Annotated in this window: 19 protein-coding genes and 3 tRNA genes; 6 read left to right on the top strand and 16 right to left on the bottom strand. The window is 32.1% G+C overall.

The annotated features are described in order from the left end of the window. Nucleotides 1-57: 57 nt before the first annotated feature. The 12 genes from EYD46_RS15795 to EYD46_RS15740 all read right to left on the bottom strand — a co-directional run bounded on the left by EYD46_RS15795 (nt 58) and on the right by EYD46_RS15740 (nt 9,038). Nucleotides 58-130: transfer RNA gene (locus EYD46_RS15795), tRNA-Gly, on the bottom strand. A 146-nt stretch (nt 131-276) separates the two neighbouring features. Next, nucleotides 277-359 (bottom strand) — tRNA-Tyr (locus tag EYD46_RS15790). A gap of 82 nt (nt 360-441) precedes the next feature. Next, nucleotides 442-515 (bottom strand) — tRNA-Thr (locus EYD46_RS15785). Between the two features lie 99 nt (nt 516-614). Then, nucleotides 615-917, bottom strand: coding sequence for a ribosome hibernation-promoting factor, HPF/YfiA family (hpf, locus tag EYD46_RS15780; RefSeq protein ID WP_130938132.1), 303 nt, complete (start codon nt 915-917; stop codon nt 615-617). 127 nt (nt 918-1,044) lie between these two features. Further along, complete coding sequence (locus EYD46_RS15775) at nt 1,045-1,935, bottom strand: tyrosine-type recombinase/integrase (RefSeq protein ID WP_130938131.1); 891 nt, start codon at nt 1,933-1,935, stop codon at nt 1,045-1,047. A 151-nt stretch (nt 1,936-2,086) separates the two neighbouring features. Then, complete coding sequence (gene rpsU, locus EYD46_RS15770) at nt 2,087-2,281, bottom strand: 30S ribosomal protein S21 (RefSeq protein WP_130938130.1); 195 nt, start codon at nt 2,279-2,281, stop codon at nt 2,087-2,089. A 293-nt stretch (nt 2,282-2,574) separates the two neighbouring features. Beyond that, nucleotides 2,575-3,741: an acyl-CoA dehydrogenase family protein gene (locus EYD46_RS15765; RefSeq protein WP_130938129.1), complete on the bottom strand. Its 1,167-nt coding sequence runs from the start codon at nt 3,739-3,741 to the stop codon at nt 2,575-2,577. Between the two features lie 70 nt (nt 3,742-3,811). Continuing rightward, the gene (locus tag EYD46_RS15760; RefSeq protein ID WP_130938128.1) at nt 3,812-4,708 is read right to left on the bottom strand and encodes a ComEA family DNA-binding protein; all 897 of its coding nucleotides are present in this window, start codon (nt 4,706-4,708) and stop codon (nt 3,812-3,814) included. Nucleotides 4,709-4,725: 17 nt separating this feature from the next. Next, entirely contained in the window at nt 4,726-6,363 is a 1,638-nt protein-coding gene (locus EYD46_RS15755; RefSeq protein WP_130938127.1) for an alanine/glycine:cation symporter family protein, read from the bottom strand. Between the two features lie 97 nt (nt 6,364-6,460). Then, nucleotides 6,461-7,498, bottom strand: coding sequence for a potassium channel family protein (locus tag EYD46_RS15750; protein WP_130938126.1), 1,038 nt, complete (start codon nt 7,496-7,498; stop codon nt 6,461-6,463). A gap of 3 nt (nt 7,499-7,501) precedes the next feature. Further along, the gene (locus EYD46_RS15745; protein ID WP_130938125.1) at nt 7,502-7,729 is read right to left on the bottom strand and encodes a PspC domain-containing protein; all 228 of its coding nucleotides are present in this window, start codon (nt 7,727-7,729) and stop codon (nt 7,502-7,504) included. Nucleotides 7,730-7,766: 37 nt separating this feature from the next. Then, on the bottom strand, nt 7,767-9,038 hold the full coding sequence (locus EYD46_RS15740; RefSeq protein ID WP_130938124.1) for a DUF2851 family protein: 1,272 nt from the start codon (nt 9,036-9,038) through the stop codon (nt 7,767-7,769). 54 nt (nt 9,039-9,092) lie between these two features. Here EYD46_RS15740 and EYD46_RS15735 point away from each other — a divergent pair, with 54 nt between their 5' ends. From EYD46_RS15735 to EYD46_RS15725, 3 genes are all read left to right on the top strand, one after another. After that, nucleotides 9,093-9,488 (top strand): DUF2721 domain-containing protein, encoded by a 396-nt coding sequence (locus EYD46_RS15735; RefSeq protein ID WP_130938123.1) that lies wholly within the window; start codon nt 9,093-9,095, stop codon nt 9,486-9,488. Nucleotides 9,489-9,590: 102 nt separating this feature from the next. Beyond that, a complete protein-coding gene (locus EYD46_RS15730) occupies nt 9,591-10,043 on the top strand; it encodes a VOC family protein (RefSeq protein ID WP_130938122.1) in 453 nt (150 codons plus the stop codon). A 293-nt stretch (nt 10,044-10,336) separates the two neighbouring features. Beyond that, on the top strand, nt 10,337-11,701 hold the full coding sequence (locus tag EYD46_RS15725; protein ID WP_130938121.1) for a WG repeat-containing protein: 1,365 nt from the start codon (nt 10,337-10,339) through the stop codon (nt 11,699-11,701). A gap of 144 nt (nt 11,702-11,845) precedes the next feature. Here EYD46_RS15725 and EYD46_RS15720 read toward each other — a convergent pair whose 3' ends face one another. Next, a complete protein-coding gene (locus EYD46_RS15720; RefSeq protein WP_130938120.1) occupies nt 11,846-13,081 on the bottom strand; it encodes an ABC transporter permease in 1,236 nt (411 codons plus the stop codon). Here EYD46_RS15720 and EYD46_RS15715 point away from each other — a divergent pair. After that, a complete protein-coding gene (locus tag EYD46_RS15715) occupies nt 13,081-14,358 on the top strand; it encodes an exo-beta-N-acetylmuramidase NamZ family protein (protein ID WP_130938119.1) in 1,278 nt (425 codons plus the stop codon). The two genes, EYD46_RS15720 and EYD46_RS15715, sit on opposite strands and share 1 nt — an antisense overlap. 43 nt (nt 14,359-14,401) lie before the next feature. On the opposite strand, the gene EYD46_RS15710 is transcribed toward EYD46_RS15715, so the two are convergent. Together EYD46_RS15710 and EYD46_RS15705 are read right to left on the bottom strand one after the other, a co-directional pair. Continuing rightward, nucleotides 14,402-15,238, bottom strand: a complete 837-nt coding sequence (locus EYD46_RS15710) for a sterol desaturase family protein (RefSeq protein WP_130938118.1) — start codon at nt 15,236-15,238, stop codon at nt 14,402-14,404. A gap of 66 nt (nt 15,239-15,304) precedes the next feature. Then, the gene (locus tag EYD46_RS15705) at nt 15,305-15,796 is read right to left on the bottom strand and encodes a YkgJ family cysteine cluster protein (protein ID WP_130938117.1); all 492 of its coding nucleotides are present in this window, start codon (nt 15,794-15,796) and stop codon (nt 15,305-15,307) included. 109 nt (nt 15,797-15,905) lie between these two features. Between EYD46_RS15705 and EYD46_RS15700 the strand changes: the two genes are divergently transcribed. After that, entirely contained in the window at nt 15,906-16,601 is a 696-nt protein-coding gene (locus tag EYD46_RS15700) for a class I SAM-dependent methyltransferase (RefSeq protein WP_130938116.1), read from the top strand. Nucleotides 16,602-16,792: 191 nt separating this feature from the next. Further along, nucleotides 16,793-17,842, top strand: coding sequence for a DUF3179 domain-containing (seleno)protein (locus EYD46_RS15695; protein ID WP_130938115.1), 1,050 nt, complete (start codon nt 16,793-16,795; stop codon nt 17,840-17,842). Nucleotides 17,843-18,141: 299 nt separating this feature from the next. Here the strand turns inward: EYD46_RS15695 and EYD46_RS15690 are convergent, their stop codons facing one another. Continuing rightward, complete coding sequence (locus EYD46_RS15690) at nt 18,142-19,872, bottom strand: TonB-dependent receptor (protein ID WP_130938114.1); 1,731 nt, start codon at nt 19,870-19,872, stop codon at nt 18,142-18,144. Nucleotides 19,873-19,877: the final 5 nt, after the last annotated feature.

The raw sequence follows: 19,877 nt of genomic DNA, 5'->3' as shown, positions 1-19,877 counted from the left end.
GTGTTTACATCCTCATTTAAACAAAATGAGATTCCTGCCTTCGCAGGAACTTTATTGAGCGGGAGACCAGGTTCGAACTGGCGACATTCAGCTTGGAAGGCTGACGCTCTACCAACTGAGCTACTCCCGCATTTTGCAAGCTTTGAACTTGCTTGGTTTTTATTGAGGATATCGTGTTGCGCACGATGATCCTGGATTGGTAACCCAATCCAAATAATTTCTAAACACAGCTTTACAAAAGTTAACTTTTGACAGCTCTTTATCAGAAATTATATGTGGGAAGAGCAGGATTCGAACCTGCGAAGGTAAAAACCAACAGATTTACAGTCTGTCCTCGTTGGCCGCTTGAGTATCTTCCCAAATGTTTAAAACTCCAATATTTTAAAGAACAAATTCCCAAAATAAAAATTTTGGGAATCCTGCTTTTGCAGGAATTTTAAGAGCCGATAGAGGGACTCGAACCCACGACCTGCTGATTACAAATCAGCTGCTCTAGCCAGCTGAGCTATATCGGCTTTTATTACTTTTTTAGCATAAAAAAGTCCGCTATTTCTAACGGACTGCAAATGTATATATTTATTTAATTATTCAAAACATTTTTTTAAAAAAAATTATCATGTGTGTGCTCTTAATTTTTCTTTACGCTTTTTTAACTGTCTTTCCAGAGATGCAACTGCTGTATCTGTTCCCTCTTCAAAGGTTTTACATTGCTTTTTTACAATAAAACTATCTCCAGGAACACTAACCCTTGCTTCAAATATTTTATTTTCTTTATCACTTGTGTTTTCAACCTTAAGATATACATCAGATTTTATAACCTTATCGTAATACATATCTAACTTGTCCATTCGCTTTTGAATAAAGTCTATTAACTTCCTATCTGCATTAAAATTAATGGATTGTGTGTTTACTTTCATGTGCTCATTACGTTTTTAAAAATAGTTTGAATGTAATTTGGCTTGATTTGAAATGATTTGAATACCATCTTTCGTACAAGACTCATTTCATATAATACTATTTTGGTTAGACAATGATTTAAAGGTGCTACTTTTTACTTCTAGGGTGCGCCTTTAAATGTACTTTTTTTAATTCGGCTATACTATTATGTGTATAAACCTGAGTTGCTGCTAAACTTGTATGACCAAGAAGCTCTTTAACAGCATTTAAGTCTGCTCCCTGATTTAATAAATGTGTGGCAAATGAGTGTCTTAGTATATGAGGACTCTTTTTTACCTTCGAAGAAGCCTGACTAAAATACTCATTTATAATTCTGTAAACAAGTGTTTCGTATATTTTAGCTCCTTTTTTAGTTAAAAATATATATTCTGAATCTTCAATATAGGTTAAACTGTTTCTTTTTTCTAAATACTTTTTTAGTGTTTCTTTTACTGAATTCAACAACGGTACTATGCGCTCCTTATTTCTTTTCCCGAGTACTTTAACAGTTTTTTGCTCAATATCTACAGTGTTTAATTTTAATTCAACAAGTTCTATACGCCGAATACCTGTTGAATAGAACAATTCTATTATTAACTTATCTCTTAAGCCTTCAAAAGAATCGTCAAAATTAAGCGTATTCAGCACTGTATCAATTTCTTGCTCTGAAAATGGTATCTGAACTTTTTTACTAGTTTTTAAAGCTTTATGTTTAATTAAAGGGTTTTGTTGAATATCGCCTACTTTTAACAAGAACTTATAATAGGTGTTTAAAGATGATATTTTTCTATTAATGCTCCGGTTGGTTAACCCTGATTCAACTAGATGTACAATCCACGACCGTATTAGAGTGTAATTAACTTGTTTAACAGATTCTGAATTATACTCTTCTTCTATAAAATCTTGAAATGTTTCTAAATCTGACTGATAGGCTTGTACTGTGAGTTTAGAATAGTTTTTCTCTAAAAGCAAGTAATCTATGAATGATTTGAATGACATACATTGGATTGAGGTTCTAATATACAATTTTTTGACCTTATGATGAAAGCATAATCTTATACCAAATTGAATCAATCATGCATTATCAAATATATAATAGAATTAAAAAATCCCGCGACTTGCGGGATTTTAATATTTAGTAAACAAAAAACTAGATGTTTTCTGCATCTCTTAATGTTTGAATGTATTGCGCTTTTTGAATTTGCGCTCTACGTTCTACAGAGGGTTTTAAAAACTGCTTACGAGACTGTAATGCACGTTTTCTTCCTGTTCTATCGAACTTTCTTTTGTAACGCTTTAGCGCTCTATCTATATTTTCTCCTGCTTTAATTGGTATAACTAACATAGACCTTAACCTCCTCTCTTTTAGAATTTTCGGGTGCAAATATAAAAACTATTTTAATTATTACAATTTGTAACTTCTATTTTTAAACAACACTAATTGAATATATAAAAATATTAAGAAATGTTTTTAAAAAAAGAAAACAGTTTAGGTTACGACAAGAGCTAGCAAATTTACCCGCTTTAGGGATTGAGGCGTTTATTTGAGCTGCTCGCAGAGAACGACCGCCAAAATCCTGTCTGCCGGCAGGCAAGCCCAACCCTCTTGTGGGTAACGCCCAAAACAACATTTCAAATTTAAGTTGCTGGTTTGTATGATTTCTTATCAATAATAATTTTAGCGATAATTTCTCTTAAAATTTCAGAAGTCCCTCCTCCTATAGGTCCTAACCTACTATCTCTAAACAGTCGTGCCATAGGATACTCTTCCATATAACCGTAACCACCTAAAAATTGCAAGCATTGGTAGATAACCTCATCGGCCATTTTGGTAGATTGTAGTTTTGATATTGTAGCTTCTTTAACTACATATTCGCCTTTATTTAAAGCATTGGCTACTGTGTAATTGTAATGCTTACACACATCCATTTCTGCGTACAAATCGGATAATTTGTGTCTCAGGGCCTGATACTTATCTATTGTTTTTCCGAAAGCTGTACGCTCGCTCATGTATTGCTGTGCATACTCTAAAGCAAATTCTGCACGAGCATGGGCATTTACCCCCATTATTAAACGTTCTAAAGAAAAATGCTGCATAATGTATGCAAAACCTTTATTTTCTTCGCCCATTAAATTACTTGCTGGGATAGTTACATTATCAAACGCTATTTCTCCTGTATCTGATGCTCGCCAGCCTAACTTATCTAGTTTAGTGGCAGACACCCCTGGAGTTTCTCTGTCTACAACAAAAATGCTGATACCTTTGTTACCTAATTCTGGGGTTGTTTTTGCTGCAATTACTAAATAATCACTACTAACTCCATTTGTAATGAAGGTTTTTGATCCGTTTATAACATAAGTATCTCCCTTTTTTACCGCTGTGGTACGCATGCCTGCCACATCACTCCCTCCAAAAGGTTCTGTAATACATAAGCATCCTATTTTTTTACCAGTGACGCTAGGAGCTAAATATTTTTCTTTAATAGCTGCATCGCCTTCTGCATTTAAATGCGTCATTGCCAAATATACATGTGCCCAAACTGCAGCTGCAAAGCCTCCTGAATTTATTTTTTGAAGCTCTTCTAATAAGATTACGGTATAAAATAGGTCTAAATCTAATCCGCCATAAGCTTCTGGATAGTTGATACCAAAAAAGCCCATTTCTCCAAACTTTAACCAAACAGATTTATCTATTTCTCCTGATTTTTCCCAATCTTCAATATGTGGGACTACTTCTTTTTTTAGGAAATCTTGTAAACTTTTTCTAAAGAGATTGTGCTCTTCAGTGAAGTACATACTTGTCATACTTTAATTTTTAAATAAACATTAAAACTCTGTTTGGTTTGTAAAGAGTAGGAAATTTTAATGTGCTCATTTATTGAAAGTGCAAAGATAATTTAATTATCTCTAATTTACTTATAGGAAAGTCTTTTACTTTTAACAATTCATTTAAGGATGAAAAGCCTTCGTGCAGCTTACGGTATTCTATAATATTATAGGCAATTTCATAGTCTATATGGTTAATTGTTACTAGTTTGTCAACCCCTGCCGTATTAATATTTATAGTCTTGATTGCTCTAGGTGTTTTTACCGTAAATTTAGATTTAATGTTTTCTATTACTTCTGGAGTTAATCCATAGACATCATGCAATTGTACATCTGCAATAAAACCGCCTTTAAATTTATTACGGTACTTTATAATCCGCTGTGATAACTTCTCCCCAATACCATTAACAAGTTGGAGTTGTTTTTCTGTTGCTTCATTTAAATCTATCTTTTGTGCATAGGAAAGAGGTTTGCCTTTGTTGGACTTGTCATACTTTCTGAAATCATCTGCTTGATAATTTTTTGATACTCGATTTGGGTTACTAACCCAATCAGGAAATTTAAAATAAGGAGATATTTGAGCTAAAAGCGAATCTGAAACTCCTGTTACTTCTTGAAATTGCCTTGTGGAGTTTATCCATTTATTGGCCTTTCTAAAAGCTAATAATCTATCAATTTCTTCATTACTCATTCCTAAAACCTCGCCTTTGTAATCTGTAATATAGTTTGGGTTAAAGGGATATAATTTTGGTTTGCTTTCTTCTATTGCTATGCGCCTTAGGGAATCTATTTCTGTTTCATATTGCTTTAGTTCTTCTTGGTTTATAGAAATATCATCTGAAGAAAAATCTACAAAAAAGTAAATGCACTGCAACGCTACTATAACTAGTACAAATAAAAAAATCCCATTTCGTTGTTCTTTAGTGAATAGGAAATGGGATTTCATTTGATATAAATATTTAATTATTCCTTATTCGCCTTAATCGCCTCTTGGTATTTATTCATTTCTTCTTTTACTTTAGGGAATAAGAAAAATAAGCCTATCATGTTAGGAAATACTAAAGCCAATATCATAGCATCAGAGAACTTTATTACTGCATCAAGAGTTGCAGCTGCCCCAATTACCACAAATAGCAAAAATAGAACCTTATAAACTAAATCCGCTGTTTTACCCTTACCAAATAAATATTTCCATGACTGTAAGCCATAATACGACCAAGAAATCATTGTAGAGAATGCAAACAAAACGATTGCAATTGTAAGTATATATGAAAATCCAGGAATAACAGAATCAAAGGCCATTGAAGTTAAATCTACTCCCCCTACCGAACTCCCATCAGCATTTAACAATACACTACTTGAAGAATCACCTGCAGCACCATATTGAAAAACACTTTGCATATTAGTACCATCTATATTAAAGAAAATAATTACTAATGCTGTCATAGTACAAATCACTACAGTATCAATAAATGGTTCTAGTAATGCCACAACACCTTCAGAAGCAGGATATTTAGTTTTTACTGCAGAATGCGCAATTGCAGCAGATCCAGCACCAGCTTCATTAGAGAATGCTGCTCTTTGAAAACCAACAATTAAAACTCCAACCAAACCACCAAGTCCTGCCATTGGCGTAAATGCGCCTGAAAATATTAATCCAAATGCATCTCCAATATGATTGATATTAGCAAAAATTATTATCAATGCAGCAAGTACATAAATACCTGCCATAAATGGGACTATTTTCTCAGTAATTTTTGCAATACGCTTAATACCTCCTATGATAACAATACCTACTAAGATTGCTAAAACAAATCCAATTATTAATCCTGTAGCTCCTCCTTCTAAATTAAACAATGAGCTTAATTGAACCGCAGCTTGGTTAGATTGAAATGCATTACCCCCTCCAAAAGATGCACCAACACATAGTATTGCAAATAGAACAGCTAATACCTTTCCTATTACTGAAAAACCTCTCTCTTGGAGCCCCTTTGACAAATAATACATTGGTCCTCCATACACAGTTCCATCTTCTCCAACGTCTCTATATTTTACACCTAAAGTACATTCCACAAATTTAGTTGCCATTCCAATTAATCCACAAACTATCATCCAAAATGTTGCACCAGGACCTCCTAATGCTATTGCCACTGCTACACCCGCAATGTTTCCTAAACCTACTGTACCAGAAACCGCTGTTGCTAATGCTTGAAAATGGGTAACTTCCCCTTCTTGACTTTCATCTCTAATTGTATCTGGTAAATCTCCATCTACAATGTTCACTGCTACTTTTTCTTCAATACCATGACCTTCAAGCTCATCATACTTGCCCCTAACTGTATTAATAGCTAAAGGGAATCTAGTGATACTTGGGATTTTAAAATAAAATGTAAAAAACAGCGCTCCCACTACGAGAAGTATAACTACAAATGGTACATTATATCCTGTAATAGGAACAGTTGTTAACACTAGACCTTCCCACCATACCGCAATTGGCATAAAGGCATCATTTATTTTTTCATCTAATCCTTTTTCTGCTTCTTGAGCAAAAGATAATAGTGGTAAAATTATTGTAAATAATGAAAGAAGATATTTCTTCATAGTTAAAATATGTTAGTGTTTTATTGAAAAATATGTATAAGAAGATAGCAAGATGCTAAAAAAAAACGATTTTTAAAACATATTATGCCAAATATGTTTATTCTTCTAACTCAATATCGTATTCGGAATTTAACTCTTCTATTTGTTCTGGCCTTCCTAATACTATAATTTTAGATTTTGGTGCTAGTGGTAACTCGGCTTCTGGGTTGACTGTGTATTCTCCATTTTCATCTTTGTAGCCAATAACAGTACAGCCTGTTTTTTTTCTTAAATCTAAATCCTTAATTGTGCGTCGTTTTTTATTTTTTATATTAAATAGCTTTTCTACCGCTACTTCTTCAATATTAATATTGGCATCACCAACAATGGAAAGGTTATCTATAAACTCCATTAAACCAGGCACAACCACTAATGAAGCCATGTGGTCTCCCCCAATCATATCTGGTAATATAACATTGTTTGCCCCAGCAAATTTTAGTTTTTGATATGACGATTCTTGAGATGCTCTACTAATAATGTTTATTTTTTTGTTGAGTTGCCTAGTGGATAGAACTACAAATAGATTGTCTGCATCGCTTGGAAGCGCAGATATAAAATTAGATGCTCTATCAACACCAGCTAGCAATAAGGTTTCATCTTCATTCGCATTACCAATAACATAAGGTACATCGTCATATTTTAATCGTTCTTCTACTTCCTTATCTTTTTCAATCACTACAAACGATTTGTTATATGCTTGTAACTTTCTGGCTGCTTGTTTACCATTTCTACCGTAACCACAAATAACAACATGATCTTTAAAAGCATCTATTTTCTTTTGCATCTTCTTATGTTTTAATTCTTCAATGTCATTTTTACTTAAAATATACTCTGTAATAATGGATAGCGCATACCCTACTATAATTACACTAGCCAAAATTAAAAATATAGTGAATATTTTAGATTGATCGTCTAAAGGTACTACCTCACCAAATCCTACAGTAGTCATTGTTATAACCGTCATGTATAGGGCATCTACCCAAGAATAACTAGAAATAAAACGATAACCTAACACCCCAGTTAGCATGATAAACACCAACAAAATTAGGGCGGTATATATTCGTGATCTAAAAAGTCTAACTATAGGATTACTCATTAATTATAGGTCAAAAACCGATGAACGCTTGGTGTAAATTAAATCTTTTATGCGCATCCAGAATGCTAAAAACATGTACACTGCAAAACCAAAACCTACGGTTACAAAAGTGATATACATAAACGATGTGCGTACTACTTTGGCTCTAATACCAAAACGGTCTGCAATACGCTGGCATACATGGTATCCATGTTTTTGTAAAAACAGTAATATTCTGTAAAATACATTCATTAGTGCAAGTTAACCTTTAGTTTATTCTTTTAAAAGTTTAACGGTTTAAAAGTTTATTACCAATAGCACATTTTAGGCATTGGTTTTTATTGCAATATTCATTTTTTAGCTGAATTAGTGCTTGCGACTGTAATGCGTTTTCTGATACTTTTTTTATAGTATTAAATTTTTCTACAATTTTATTTTTTTCTGAAGGAATTTGTGAAATTAATTCTAATATAGCCTCTTCGTTTGATCCTCCTTTATATTTTGAATAACTAAATTTTAAAGGTATCAAGGTGTTTATAATTAATAAATCTATAAATGATTTTGAGATTATTTTTTTTGAATCTTTTGAAGATTTGTAAAACGTGTAATGTGTATTCCAAAACGCTGAACTTCCTACATTAAATATATCTTTAATATCTTCTGAAGACGTTGCTTCTATAATTTTTGAAAATAAATTTTGATGATTTGCATACAAATTAGCCAGCTGCGATAGCCTTATTGTTGGAAAATTATTGGGGCGTAATCTAAAAAAAGAAGGTGCTACTACCAATTTATTATTTAATGAAAACTTTTGTTTTAAATATTGATATTCCTGTTGTAGTGTTTGATAATAAGGTTCTTCAATGGTGTCCTCCAATAATTTTGATTGTCCGAATAAAAGAGATTCTAACAATACAGGTTTTGACTGTGATTTTCTTAATATTGAAAAATCGAAAGAATTGGCTAAACTTAAAAATGCAGTACCATTAACTTTTAAACCAAAACTTTTTGCTAACATTTTAAACAGTACGGCTTCCCAGTTATTTTTGGAGGCTTCTAAAAGCTGAACAACTTCGATAGATTTTCGTTCTAAACGTTCCAAATACAAACGTTCTAACCAGTGGGTAATGGTAAAATCATCTACATTGTCAATATCATTTTCACAATTTATCCAATTTCTATTTGCATGTATAAGCTTATTGTAATTATTTAATGCCGTGACAGACACAACCTCTTTTAAAACCAATGTTGGTATTGTGGAATTATCTTTTCTAAATACATCTGCATCATGTTCCCATACTACATGTAAAATTACATTATCATAGTTTTTATCTTGTTCATGATTGTGTAAAAACCAGTCTGAAGATTTTACGTGAATCTCTACATTACCTGCCCAAAGTTGTGTTCCAATTCTAATTTGGGCATTAAAAAAGTCTGGACCTGCATTTAAGTTATGCTGTCCGTTTGATATGATATTTATGACTTCTTCATCTGAAGTTTTTAAATTGATTGTAGAAAACTTACTATGTTTCCAGATATAATGTAGAAAATCTTCTTGCACATGCCGAAAATATAAAATCTTAATTAACTTTGAAGTAGTTTTTTTACAGAAATTATGGAAGAATTGACACTTACTACACCTGCAGTACTATTTTCGGCTATTTCGTTAATTATGTTAGCATATACAAACCGGTTTTTAGCCTACACTGCGGTTGTTAGAACGTTATACGATAAATATTTACTAAATAAAGATGCTACACTAATTGCACAAATACAAAATATAAAAAAGCGTCTTTATCTTACAAGGACTATGCAAATATTGGGAATTAGCAGTCTTTTACTATGCGTTGTTACTATGTTTTTAATTTACATACAACAACAAACGATAGCAACATGGATATTTGGTATCGCTCTATTACTACTCATAGCATCGTTGTCGTTATTAATTTTAGAGATACAAATTTCGGTAAAAGCATTTGAACATCATATTAGTGATATTGAAGGGAAATAAGATTTTTTCATACAAAAAAACAGTAACTTTGTTAAAGAATCTAAGCCTATTAACCAAAAATATCTACAAAATTCTAGTTTATTAAAACAGCTATTAAGAAACATGATTGAAGAAAAACCAACAACTAGTACTCTAAAGTCCATTTCAAATAATTTGATGGTCGACAGTGTAGATAATACTCTTGATTTTTACACTAATATTGGATTTAACGTTTTATATAAATCTACTGAAAAAGGAATTGCTTATTGGGCATACGTTAAGAGAGATAATATTGAGTTATTCTTTCAAAGCAAAAAATCATTGACTAAAGAATTTCCAGAACTACAGGAGTATAATACAGGGGGAGCGCTAACTCTATGGTGCCGAGTAGACAATATTTCTGAGTGGTACGAAGAGATTAAGGATAAAACGGATATAATTAGACCTTTTGGAATTACTGAATATAATGGGGCAAAAGAATTTGTAATGAGAGATATTAATGGATTTATTCTACATTTCTCTGATTTTGATCTGATAAGTGAAATAAATAAACTAAAAGATGAATCAAACAAATAACAAAAGCCTAACTACACAAGTAATAATAAAACGAAATTATATGAATCGTTAACAAAACTCTTCAAAAATCATTCAAACCAAATCACTTTAACTGGAGAAATCTTAGTTATAATATAAGAAGACACTAAAAGTGTTTAAACATCATATTAGCGATATTGAAGGAAATTAGATCTTAACTTTACATAAATCTTCTCGCACTTTCTGTAACTTCATATATACATCACTTTAAAAGATGAATATCCAATAAAATCACCAAACATTAACAAGACTACATTTAAATTAAACCCTTTATAATGAAAGCCCTATTAACTATTTTTATAATACTTACTTACTGTAATACTTATTGCCAAGATATTATTGAACTTTACCAGATAGAAACCGAAAACAAAATTGATTATGGAAAAATTGTAAAAAGAAAAAATAAATATGGAACTGTAAACAAAAAAAACGAAACTTTAATTCCATTTATATACGATACCATTTATAAAACGACTAAAGACACTTTATACGTGGCTAAGAAAGGTAAATTAGGTTATATAAATTATCAAAATAAAGTATTAGTCCCTTTTAAATATGATGAAGTTATTGTTTCTGCATATTCTCGACATTTTGGCTACGACAAAACCTTAACAAACAAAGGTTATGGAATATTCGATCATCGTCGAATGAAAGAAGTTATAGAAAATAAATATGATAGTTTACACACCCCCAGCTATCACCTTAACTTTAAATCTTACATAAATGAAAAAGTTGGCTTAATTACAGATGAAGGAACAATTTTGGCAGATAATAAATATGAAGATGTTTTATTTCATAACAATTATTTATATACTTCTGCAAAAAAAAATGGTTTATGGGGAGTGGTTAAAAATCAAGTTGTATTAATACCTTTTAAATATGAAAAAATTAAACCTTCGTTTTTTATAAGAGACTTGTTTATAGTTTTTGATAAATCAGACAATTGTGGTCTTAAAAGTGTTAGTGACAAAAAAATAAATATATCTTGTAACTACCAACATTTGTTTCCTTTTAAGCATGGTTCTCTAGTTAGAGCAAAGCAAAATGGCAAATTTGGATTGTTAGATTATAATGAAAAAAAGATCCTTCCTTTTTTATATGACGATATAAAACAAATACAAAAAAGGGGCTATCCACAAATTATAGTTGAGAAAGAAAATAAATTCGCTATTCTTAATGTTAAAGGAGAATTTTTAACAGATATCATTTATGATTCTATAGATTACGAAACTAATGGTTTTTATCTTACCCAAAAAGACAGTGATTATGGTTTAATTAATAGTAAGGGAGAAAAAATTCTTAACACAGAATTTTCAAATTTATATGTGTCAAAATTTAATATAGTAGCAGAAAAAGACTCAAGATTTGCAATTTTTGATCTGAATGGGAAAAAAATTACGGATTACATCTTTGATGATTTTTATAACGCTAAGATATATGAAGGCTTTAAACGGTTTTATGGATTTAGAAAAAATAATAAGTATGGTTTATTAGATATAAAAACCTGCAAGCCTACAACAAAATTTATCTATGATTCTATTACTCATAGACGACCTAGATTTTCTCACAGCAAAATTTATGGCTATATTGATGGGAAAGAAGTTTTAATAGGTAAGGATTCCTACTATGATAAAGAGTAGTAAAGACTATTTATATTGATAAGATAGCGTTAAAACACTTATTATGGGTATATAGAATAACATCACATTACTTTCTAAACACTTATTAATGAGCTACATAAATCATAAAGGCATGAAGAATATCATTAACAAAACACACACAAACTACTCAAACCGAATAGCCTTCACAGGAGAAATTTTAGTAATAATATAAGAAGGCACCAAAAGCATTAATAAACATAATAATAACGTACCGATATTTAATCCTAAAATATAACTCCAATTAATATATACTGGAGCTTCTGTAACGTAATATACATCTGGATTCATTTCTAAAACTTTAAAATATTTTTGTGCTAAAAGTATACTCACACCTAAAACATTACCCCAAAACAAACCTAATACTATTAAGTAAGAGGCATTGTATAAAAATACTTTTCTTATACTCCAATTGGAACTTCCTAAGGCTTTTAAAATACCTATCATTTGGGTACGCTCTAGTATTAGAACCAGTAAAGCCGTAATCATATTAATACCTGCTACAAGAATCATGATACCAATAATACCATAGATGTTTTTATCAAATATTTTAACCCATTCTATAATGGAGTAAAACTTTTCGTTAATAGTAGAAGTATTTAATGTTGATGGTGTATTTTGAAAAATTTCTACACCCATACGTTCTATATCATTGTAGTCCTCAATAAACACTTCAAAATTCCCTATTTCGTCCTCCTTCCATTTATTTATCCGCTGTATGTGTCTTAAATTTCCAATAAGATAAGTTTCATCAAAATCCTGAAATCTGGAATTGTAAATTCCAACAATCTCAAAAGTGATGATATTTGGTGGTTTTTCAGTATCATCTTTCAAGAAATGCATTTGAAATTTATCGCCCAAACGAAGCCCTAAACGTTTAACTAAATATTCTGAAATTAACACCTCTTCACTCCATTTCTTCTCAAAACTTGGAATGCAACCTTCTACCAAAAACGCTTTAAAATATTGCCAATTATAATCACTACCTACACCTTTTAAAACGGCTCCTTCAAAATCGATTTCGGTTCTAATTACTCCAAATTTTGTAGCTACAGCTTGTATATGAGTTATACCTTCCACTGCCTTAAACTCAGGATAAAATTCTTGTGTTTTAGAGATGGGCACTATACTTTCTTGCGAGATATTACTATCATAATTAGTAATAGTGGCATGCCCATTAAAAGCCACTACTTTTTCCCGTATTTTTTCTTGTAGCCCAATTCCTGTAGCTATAGCAATCATCATTACTAACATACCAATTGCAATGGCTGCTATACCAATTTTTATTATTGGTGCCGAAATGCTACTTTTATACGCTTTACCACCAATAATGCGTTTTGCTATAAAATACTCGTAATTCAATGCTTTATATAACGTTTACTTGTTTCAAAAATACTGTTTTATTATTTGTTTTGATGTTAATTTCTTGTGGTAATGTAAAGAAAACAAATGACGGAAAACATGAAACAGAATTAGGATTTAACAATGAGATATCTAACTCCTCCCTTAATGATACTTTAGTTACTGTTGGAGCAAATCAAACGGTATTGTATTTACCGCTTTTAAAAGGAAAACGTGTTGGGGTTGTGGCAAATCAGACTTCAGTAATTTTTACTGACCATAGACTGAAAACTGAAATACCTAGCTATAAACATATAGTAGATTCTCTTTTGAGTTTAAATATTGATGTAAAAAAAGTATTTGCACCAGAACATGGGTTTCGTGGAAAGGCAGATGCGGGTGCTAATGTTGCTGATGGTATTGATACTAAAACGAAACTTCCTCTAATTTCTCTACATGGAAAGCACAAAAAACCAACCCTTGAAGCTTTAGATAATTTAGATATTATTGTATTTGATATTCAAGATGTTGGCGTTAGATTTTACACCTACATTTCTACATTACATAATGTCATGGAAGCTTGTGCTGAAGCTGGAATTCCAGTACTAGTATTAGATAGACCAAACCCTAATGGACATTATGTTGATGGACCTACGCTTAAAATTGAGCATCAAAGTTTTCTTGGCATGCATCCCATACCTTTAGTACACGGTATGACTATTGGCGAATATGCTAAAATGATTAATGGAGAGAAATGGTTAGCTAATGCATTACAATGCGATATTACTGTGATACCTATTAAAAACTACACACGCGATACTTTTTATAGTTTGCCTATTAGGCCTTCTCCTAACTTACCTAACAATCAGTCTATAAAACTATACCCCAGTTTGGGTTTATTTGAAGGTACTAATATAAATGCAGGTAGAGGTACTGAGTTTCAATTTCAAAGGTATGGCGCACCTTTTTTAGATAAAGACACCATGACTTTTGAGTATACTCCTGTTCCTAATTTTGGAGCGAAATACCCTAAACATAAAAACACCTTGTGCTATGGAGAAGATTTAAAAGATGCGGGTGTTGAAGGAATGACATTAAAATGGGTTATTAAAGCATATGAAAGCGCAACAGATAAATCCAAATTTTTTAATACTGCCAACTTTACAACACATGCAGGTACTACAATACTTCAAAAACAAATAGAATCTGGTTTATCTGAAAAAGATATAAAAGCATCATGGCAAGAGGATTTGGACGCCTTTAAAGTGACTCGTAGTAAATATTTAATTTATCCTTAGTTGCTTTTAGGCTTTACTTTATGGTAGTGACTAAATACCCGATTTATGTATCGGCATCCATAGTAGGCTTATCATATTTTTGAAAGGGCTGTTTTAACAACTCGCCAATATGTCCATTCTTTTTTTCGTCTGGAAATACATCTACGCCATACACTATTTTTTCAGGATCTAATTTCATAAACGTACCGCACAACCTATCCCAAACCGAAAAGATGTTACCATAATTAGAGTCTGTATAAGGTAACCGGTAATGGTGGTGTACCTTGTGCATATCTGGAGAAACAATAACATAGCTTAAAATATCATCCAACTTTTTAGGTAGTTTAATATTAGCATGATTAAATTGTGTGGCTACGACCGATAGGGATTGATACAGCATTACCAAGGCTATGGGCGTACCAATTACAAGCACCCCAACTAGAGTAAATACGTAACGAATTACACTCTCAAGTGGATGATGACGATTTGCTGTGGTGGTATCTACATTATGATCGGTGTGGTGTACCAAATGTACCATCCAAAGCGGTTTAACTTTATGTTCTACTAAATGAGGTAAATAGGCGCCTACAAAATCCATAAGAAACAAACCAATAATCGTATATAACCACAATGGTATTTCGGGCAACCAATTTAAAATACCAAAGTTATTTGCGGCTACCCAATCTGAAGTTTTTAAAAGAAAAAAAGCTAATGGTAAATTAACTAAAATCGTAGTTAACGTAAAGAAAATATTGGGTACAGCATGTTTCCATTTTTTATAGGGTTTACCAAACAGTGGCATAATACCCTCTAACAGCCAGAAAAAAGTTAGGCCTCCAACAATGATGAGCGCTCGATGGAGCGATGGTATGGTTTCGAAATAGTCAAAAATTGCCTCCATAGTAAAAATTAGTTTTGCTAAAGGTACAAATCTTAAATAAACTATGCGTGCATAGTTTATTTATAACTACTTAATTTGTTGTTTCATAGCCTCTACAATATTAAACGCTGCTGGGCAAATGGCTATGTTTTTTAATGTTAAATTTGAAATTTGTTGAAACTTTTTTCTATCAGTATGTGGAAATTCCCGGCATGCTTTGGGGCGCACATCATAAATAGAACAATAATTATCTGCCCCTAAAAACGTACATGGTACACTTTGCAGTACGTAATCGTTATCTTCGTCTACTCTCAAATATTGCGCTATAAATTGTTGTGGTTTTAGCTTAAAAAATTTAGAGATGCGTTCTATATCTTTATCTGTAAATAAAGGTCCAGTGGTTTTACAGCAGTTGGCACATTCTAAACAATCGGTGCGTCTAAATTCTTCTTCATGCAACTCCTGCATTATATAGTCTAAATTCTTTGGAGGTTTCTTTTTAAGTTTTGCAAAGAATTTTTTATTGGCGTTATGCTTATCTTTGGCGCGTTTTGGAAGGCTATTTATGATGTCTTGCATAGTACAAAATTAGACATTTAGATTTATTAGATGTTTTAGATAGGTTAGATTCTCATTTTAATCTATTTGAAACTTTAAACTTGTAACTTTCTACATTCAACTATTAATAATGAAAGATATTTTCGGAAAGGCCTTATTGGATTATCATAACGGAAATTACACTGAAGACATTGTTACTTCCACCAATATTTCTTCTGAAGATATACTACCACTATCCTATTTATTTCGTTGTTATGCTGAAATGCCTAAGCTGGAACAAAAGGCTTTACAACTAGCAAAAGGGAAGGTTTTAGATGTGGGCTGTGGTGCTGGCAACCATAGTTTGTATCTACAAGAAAAAGGTTTGGAAGTAAAAGCGATTGATATTTCACAAGGTGCTATTGCTGTTGCAAAACAAAGAGGTGTTTTGCTTGCTGAAGTTTTAAATATTCTTGATGAAACCGAAACGTTTGACACTGTTTTTCTCTTAATGAACGGCACTGGTGTTTTTCAAGAATTACAACAGGTTTCTAAACATTTGAAACACTTAAAATCTTTGTTGAACACTAACGGACAAATACTAATTGATTCTTCTGACATTACATATATGTATGAAGATGAAGATGGTGGTTTTTGGATGGATACTAATGCAAACTACCATGGCGAGTTAGATTATTTTATTAGCTACAAAGGCGAAAAGGAACTCCCAATGAAATGGTTGTATTTAGATTTTGATACTTTAAAATTGGCTTGTGAGTCTGTTGGGTTACAATGTAAACTAGTTTTAGAAGGGGAGCATTTTGATTATTTGGCGCGGTTAAGTTAGGAATATTTCTGTCATTCCTGCATAGGCAGGAATCTCTAGAAAACAGTACAACTCTTTTTATCACTAAATTTCAACTTTTATTTATCAGAAAAAAAATATAATTTCGTTTCTCATTGGATATGGGATATAAGCCATTAAAAAATAATTCTTATCCGTGATACTGCTATGAGTAATTAGAAAACGACTGAAAAATGCTACTATCCATACTATCCTTTCTTTTTGCTTTTGTAATTGCCTTTGGAAGACAATCAGCCGTATTTGGAAAGATAAAGCAATCACTTTGGTTTTTTTCAAATTATGAAGTGAAACGAATTTGGTTTTCCTGCATTTCAATACTGTTTGGCGTATTGGCTCTTTGGTTATATCCAACAAACTTAACAATCCTTGTAATTTTAGGATTGTCACTTTTATTAATAATTGCCTCTTTTCTTTTCGATTTTAAATTCATATTTCCAGAAATTAAAACTGTTGAAAGAAAACTTGGAGATGCCATTGAAATTAATCAAGGCACAGAAATTATTGGAGTGGTTAAAAACGGAATTGCAGTTGCCTATCCATTAGATGTTGTAATTCCAAGACATATTATTAACGACAAAATTTTAGGGTCGCACATAGTTGTCTCTTATTGTGCTATTTGTAGAAGTGCCCTAGCTTTTAATGCTGAAATTGATGGGGTTAGTCTCTATTTTAAAGTTTCGGCAGTTTGGAGAAGAAATATGGTAATGATTGATGACCAAACTAAAAGTTTGTGGCAACAAGCTACTGGTGAGTGCATACATGGAAAACTTAAAGGAAAGCGGTTGGAATTATTATCAGGAGAAAATACCAATTGGAATTCTTGGAAACAGAAACACCCTAAATCTGAGTTTGTATTTAACTGTATTGAAGCAAGAAAAGGCTATTTAAGTAGAGAACGTATGATTAAAGCATTGAATTTTGTTACTCCAAAAATAACACCTCCTGGATTTACAAATTTAAAGGGATTACCAACAAGGGCGACCGTTTTTGGTATTACCTATAATGGAATTTCAAGAGCATATCCTATATCTGAAATTGAAAACTTGCATATTTTTGAAGACCATTTTAATCACAAAAACGTCACATTAGAATACAATAAATCAAGTGAATATTTGATCGCTATTGTAACTGAAACCAAAAAACAAATAATTGTAGAAAAGCATTGGTGGTTAGGGTGGAAAGAATTTCACCCTGATACAGAAATATGGAAAAAAAGTACATAATATTGGATATAAGTCATTAAATAACGGCGTATATCCCTGACTCTGTTAAAAGAACCGCCCAAAAACAAAATAATTTTCTCGTTTGAAAATACAACTAGCTGATAAGTGCGTTAAGGATTGAGGCATTTGTTGAAGCTCCTCGACGCAGGAGAGAGCGACTGCCGAAAGCCTGACCCGATAAGGGGAACGCCCAAATAAAAATTATTTTATAACTATTTAATTGCTTTTATGCTAGTGAGATTCATGCCTTCGCAGGAATGACAAGAGACCCTGAAACAAGTTCAGTGTAACACTGTGTGTTAAAAATCAAACTTAAACGTAGCTCCCGCTAAAAACTGAATGCCCTGCACTGGAAAATTTTGCCAACGTTGATATTCGTTATTTGCAATGTTGTTTGCTTTAGCAAATACCGAAATTTGATCATTTATATGATACCCTACATGGGCATTGGCATCGAAAAAACTATCTAAAGTTACAGTAAACGGAGAAGTTACTGTTACTCCATCATTCAAAAAGAATTGGTCTTTACGTTCGCCTGTGTAAATTAAATTTGCGCCTGCAAACCAATGTTTATTAATTTGGTAATCTAAAAACAGAGAACCCATGATATCTGGTAAATTCCACGCTTCGGCTTCGTCATCTGTATTATAAGTAAAATACTCTGCTTTTATACCTAAAGTAAAGTTTCTGTTAACATCAACATTTAATTCTCCTGCTACACCAAAGGTTGTTACATCATCATAAACAATACCGTAAGAGTTTCCGTAAGAATAAGGCTGATCTGCCATTAAAGTAATCTCATTATTTCTAAACAATGCTCTGTTTCTATCTGCTTTATACATACCATTTATACTATAACTCATATTACTAGATAGTTTTCCTTTTAAGCCTACGTATGCATTATATTGCTCATCTGTAGGGATTACGAAAAGCGTTGGAGATACAAATGGATTTTCTGATGCAAAACTGTAATAAGAATTTTGAATTAGTCCGCCTTCTATACCCCCAAAGGCAATCAGTACATCATTAACTAATCTGTATGTTGCCGTTACATTTGGGTATATGTATAGTTTATTGTCGCCTGATGCTCTATCGTTTAAGTAATTTATTGTAGCACCCAAGTTTACAGTTAAATCGTCTTGTTTTAATTCATAGGATGGAGATACGCCTATTACAAAATTGCCATATTTTAACTCGTTATTTAGGGTATAGCTCCTATCAAATGAGCCGCCTAAATAATCAAAAATAATAGCTGTAGATACTTCTTCTCCATTTAAAGGAACATCAACTGTTGCTTTGGCTACAAAACGATTTTCTCCTGAGCCTTGATTATCTGCAAAACGTCTAAAAAAGAAACTTCCTGAATTAATGTATGTATCTTCAAAATTAATATCGCCTCCAAAATGTGCATTGGTAAAAGCATGTCTCACATCTATACCATCAGTTTGGGCTTGATTAATTTGAGATGTTGGTACGCCATACCAATTGTAAATTTGATTTTGGAAACCAGCTTCTACTGTCCACGCTAAATCTCTTAGTTGAGATGAGTAGTTGGCGTTTAGTTTTGTGTTTGAAAAATTATCATCAAACTGTATGCCTTCTATGCCACCTCCAGAGGAATGATGACTAAAATAGCCCCCTACACTTTCGGTTCTACTTATGGCATGGTTTAAATATACTTCCCCTAGAAACGTAGTATATGTACCAACACCAACAGTAGCATAATTATCAAATAGTTTTACGGGTTTTGCTTTTTCTACTGTTGCCGCTTTACCTTTAGCTGGTGTAAATGTTGAGGCTACTGGAAAAGAAAAGATATTGTATTTAATCTCTTTTTTCTGAATGGCTTTATCATCTTCTGTTGATGGTGTTTCTTTTACTTTAAAAGCATCAGAAATTGATGGCGTATATGGTTTTACTACATCAATAACACCTGTATTTATGGTATCTTTCTTTCTGTTTTGAGCAAATGAAAACGTGATGTTTAATACGATTAATAATGAAAATATATGTTTGATTTGCTTTCGCATAGGAT

Origin of the sequence: Hyunsoonleella pacifica (genome assembly GCF_004310335.1) — a bacterium.
Taxonomy (GTDB): Bacteria; Bacteroidota; Bacteroidia; order Flavobacteriales; family Flavobacteriaceae; genus Jejuia; species Jejuia pacifica.
This window is presented reverse-complemented; position numbering and strand designations above follow the sequence as displayed.

Excerpts from the sequence above, each read along its gene's own strand:
- hpf (WP_130938132.1), bottom strand. The coding sequence starts at position 917 with ATGAAAGTAAACACACAATCCATTAATTTTAATGCAGATAGGAAGTTA.
- EYD46_RS15695 (WP_130938115.1), top strand. The coding sequence starts at position 16,793 with ATGCTACTATCCATACTATCCTTTCTTTTTGCTTTTGTAATTGCCTTT.
- EYD46_RS15700 (WP_130938116.1), top strand. The coding sequence starts at position 15,906 with ATGAAAGATATTTTCGGAAAGGCCTTATTGGATTATCATAACGGAAAT.
- EYD46_RS15760 (WP_130938128.1), bottom strand. The coding sequence starts at position 4,708 with ATGAAATCCCATTTCCTATTCACTAAAGAACAACGAAATGGGATTTTT.
- EYD46_RS15765 (WP_130938129.1), bottom strand. The coding sequence starts at position 3,741 with ATGACAAGTATGTACTTCACTGAAGAGCACAATCTCTTTAGAAAAAGT.
- rpsU (WP_130938130.1), bottom strand. The coding sequence starts at position 2,281 with ATGTTAGTTATACCAATTAAAGCAGGAGAAAATATAGATAGAGCGCTA.
- EYD46_RS15775 (WP_130938131.1), bottom strand. The coding sequence starts at position 1,935 with ATGTCATTCAAATCATTCATAGATTACTTGCTTTTAGAGAAAAACTAT.
- EYD46_RS15730 (WP_130938122.1), top strand. The coding sequence starts at position 9,591 with ATGATTGAAGAAAAACCAACAACTAGTACTCTAAAGTCCATTTCAAAT.
- EYD46_RS15690 (WP_130938114.1), bottom strand. The coding sequence starts at position 19,872 with ATGCGAAAGCAAATCAAACATATATTTTCATTATTAATCGTATTAAAC.
- EYD46_RS15705 (WP_130938117.1), bottom strand. The coding sequence starts at position 15,796 with ATGCAAGACATCATAAATAGCCTTCCAAAACGCGCCAAAGATAAGCAT.
- EYD46_RS15755 (WP_130938127.1), bottom strand. The coding sequence starts at position 6,363 with ATGAAGAAATATCTTCTTTCATTATTTACAATAATTTTACCACTATTA.
- EYD46_RS15715 (WP_130938119.1), top strand. The coding sequence starts at position 13,081 with ATGCTTTATATAACGTTTACTTGTTTCAAAAATACTGTTTTATTATTT.
- EYD46_RS15710 (WP_130938118.1), bottom strand. The coding sequence starts at position 15,238 with ATGGAGGCAATTTTTGACTATTTCGAAACCATACCATCGCTCCATCGA.
- EYD46_RS15725 (WP_130938121.1), top strand. The coding sequence starts at position 10,337 with ATGAAAGCCCTATTAACTATTTTTATAATACTTACTTACTGTAATACT.
- EYD46_RS15745 (WP_130938125.1), bottom strand. The coding sequence starts at position 7,729 with ATGAATGTATTTTACAGAATATTACTGTTTTTACAAAAACATGGATAC.
- EYD46_RS15735 (WP_130938123.1), top strand. The coding sequence starts at position 9,093 with ATGGAAGAATTGACACTTACTACACCTGCAGTACTATTTTCGGCTATT.
- EYD46_RS15750 (WP_130938126.1), bottom strand. The coding sequence starts at position 7,498 with ATGAGTAATCCTATAGTTAGACTTTTTAGATCACGAATATATACCGCC.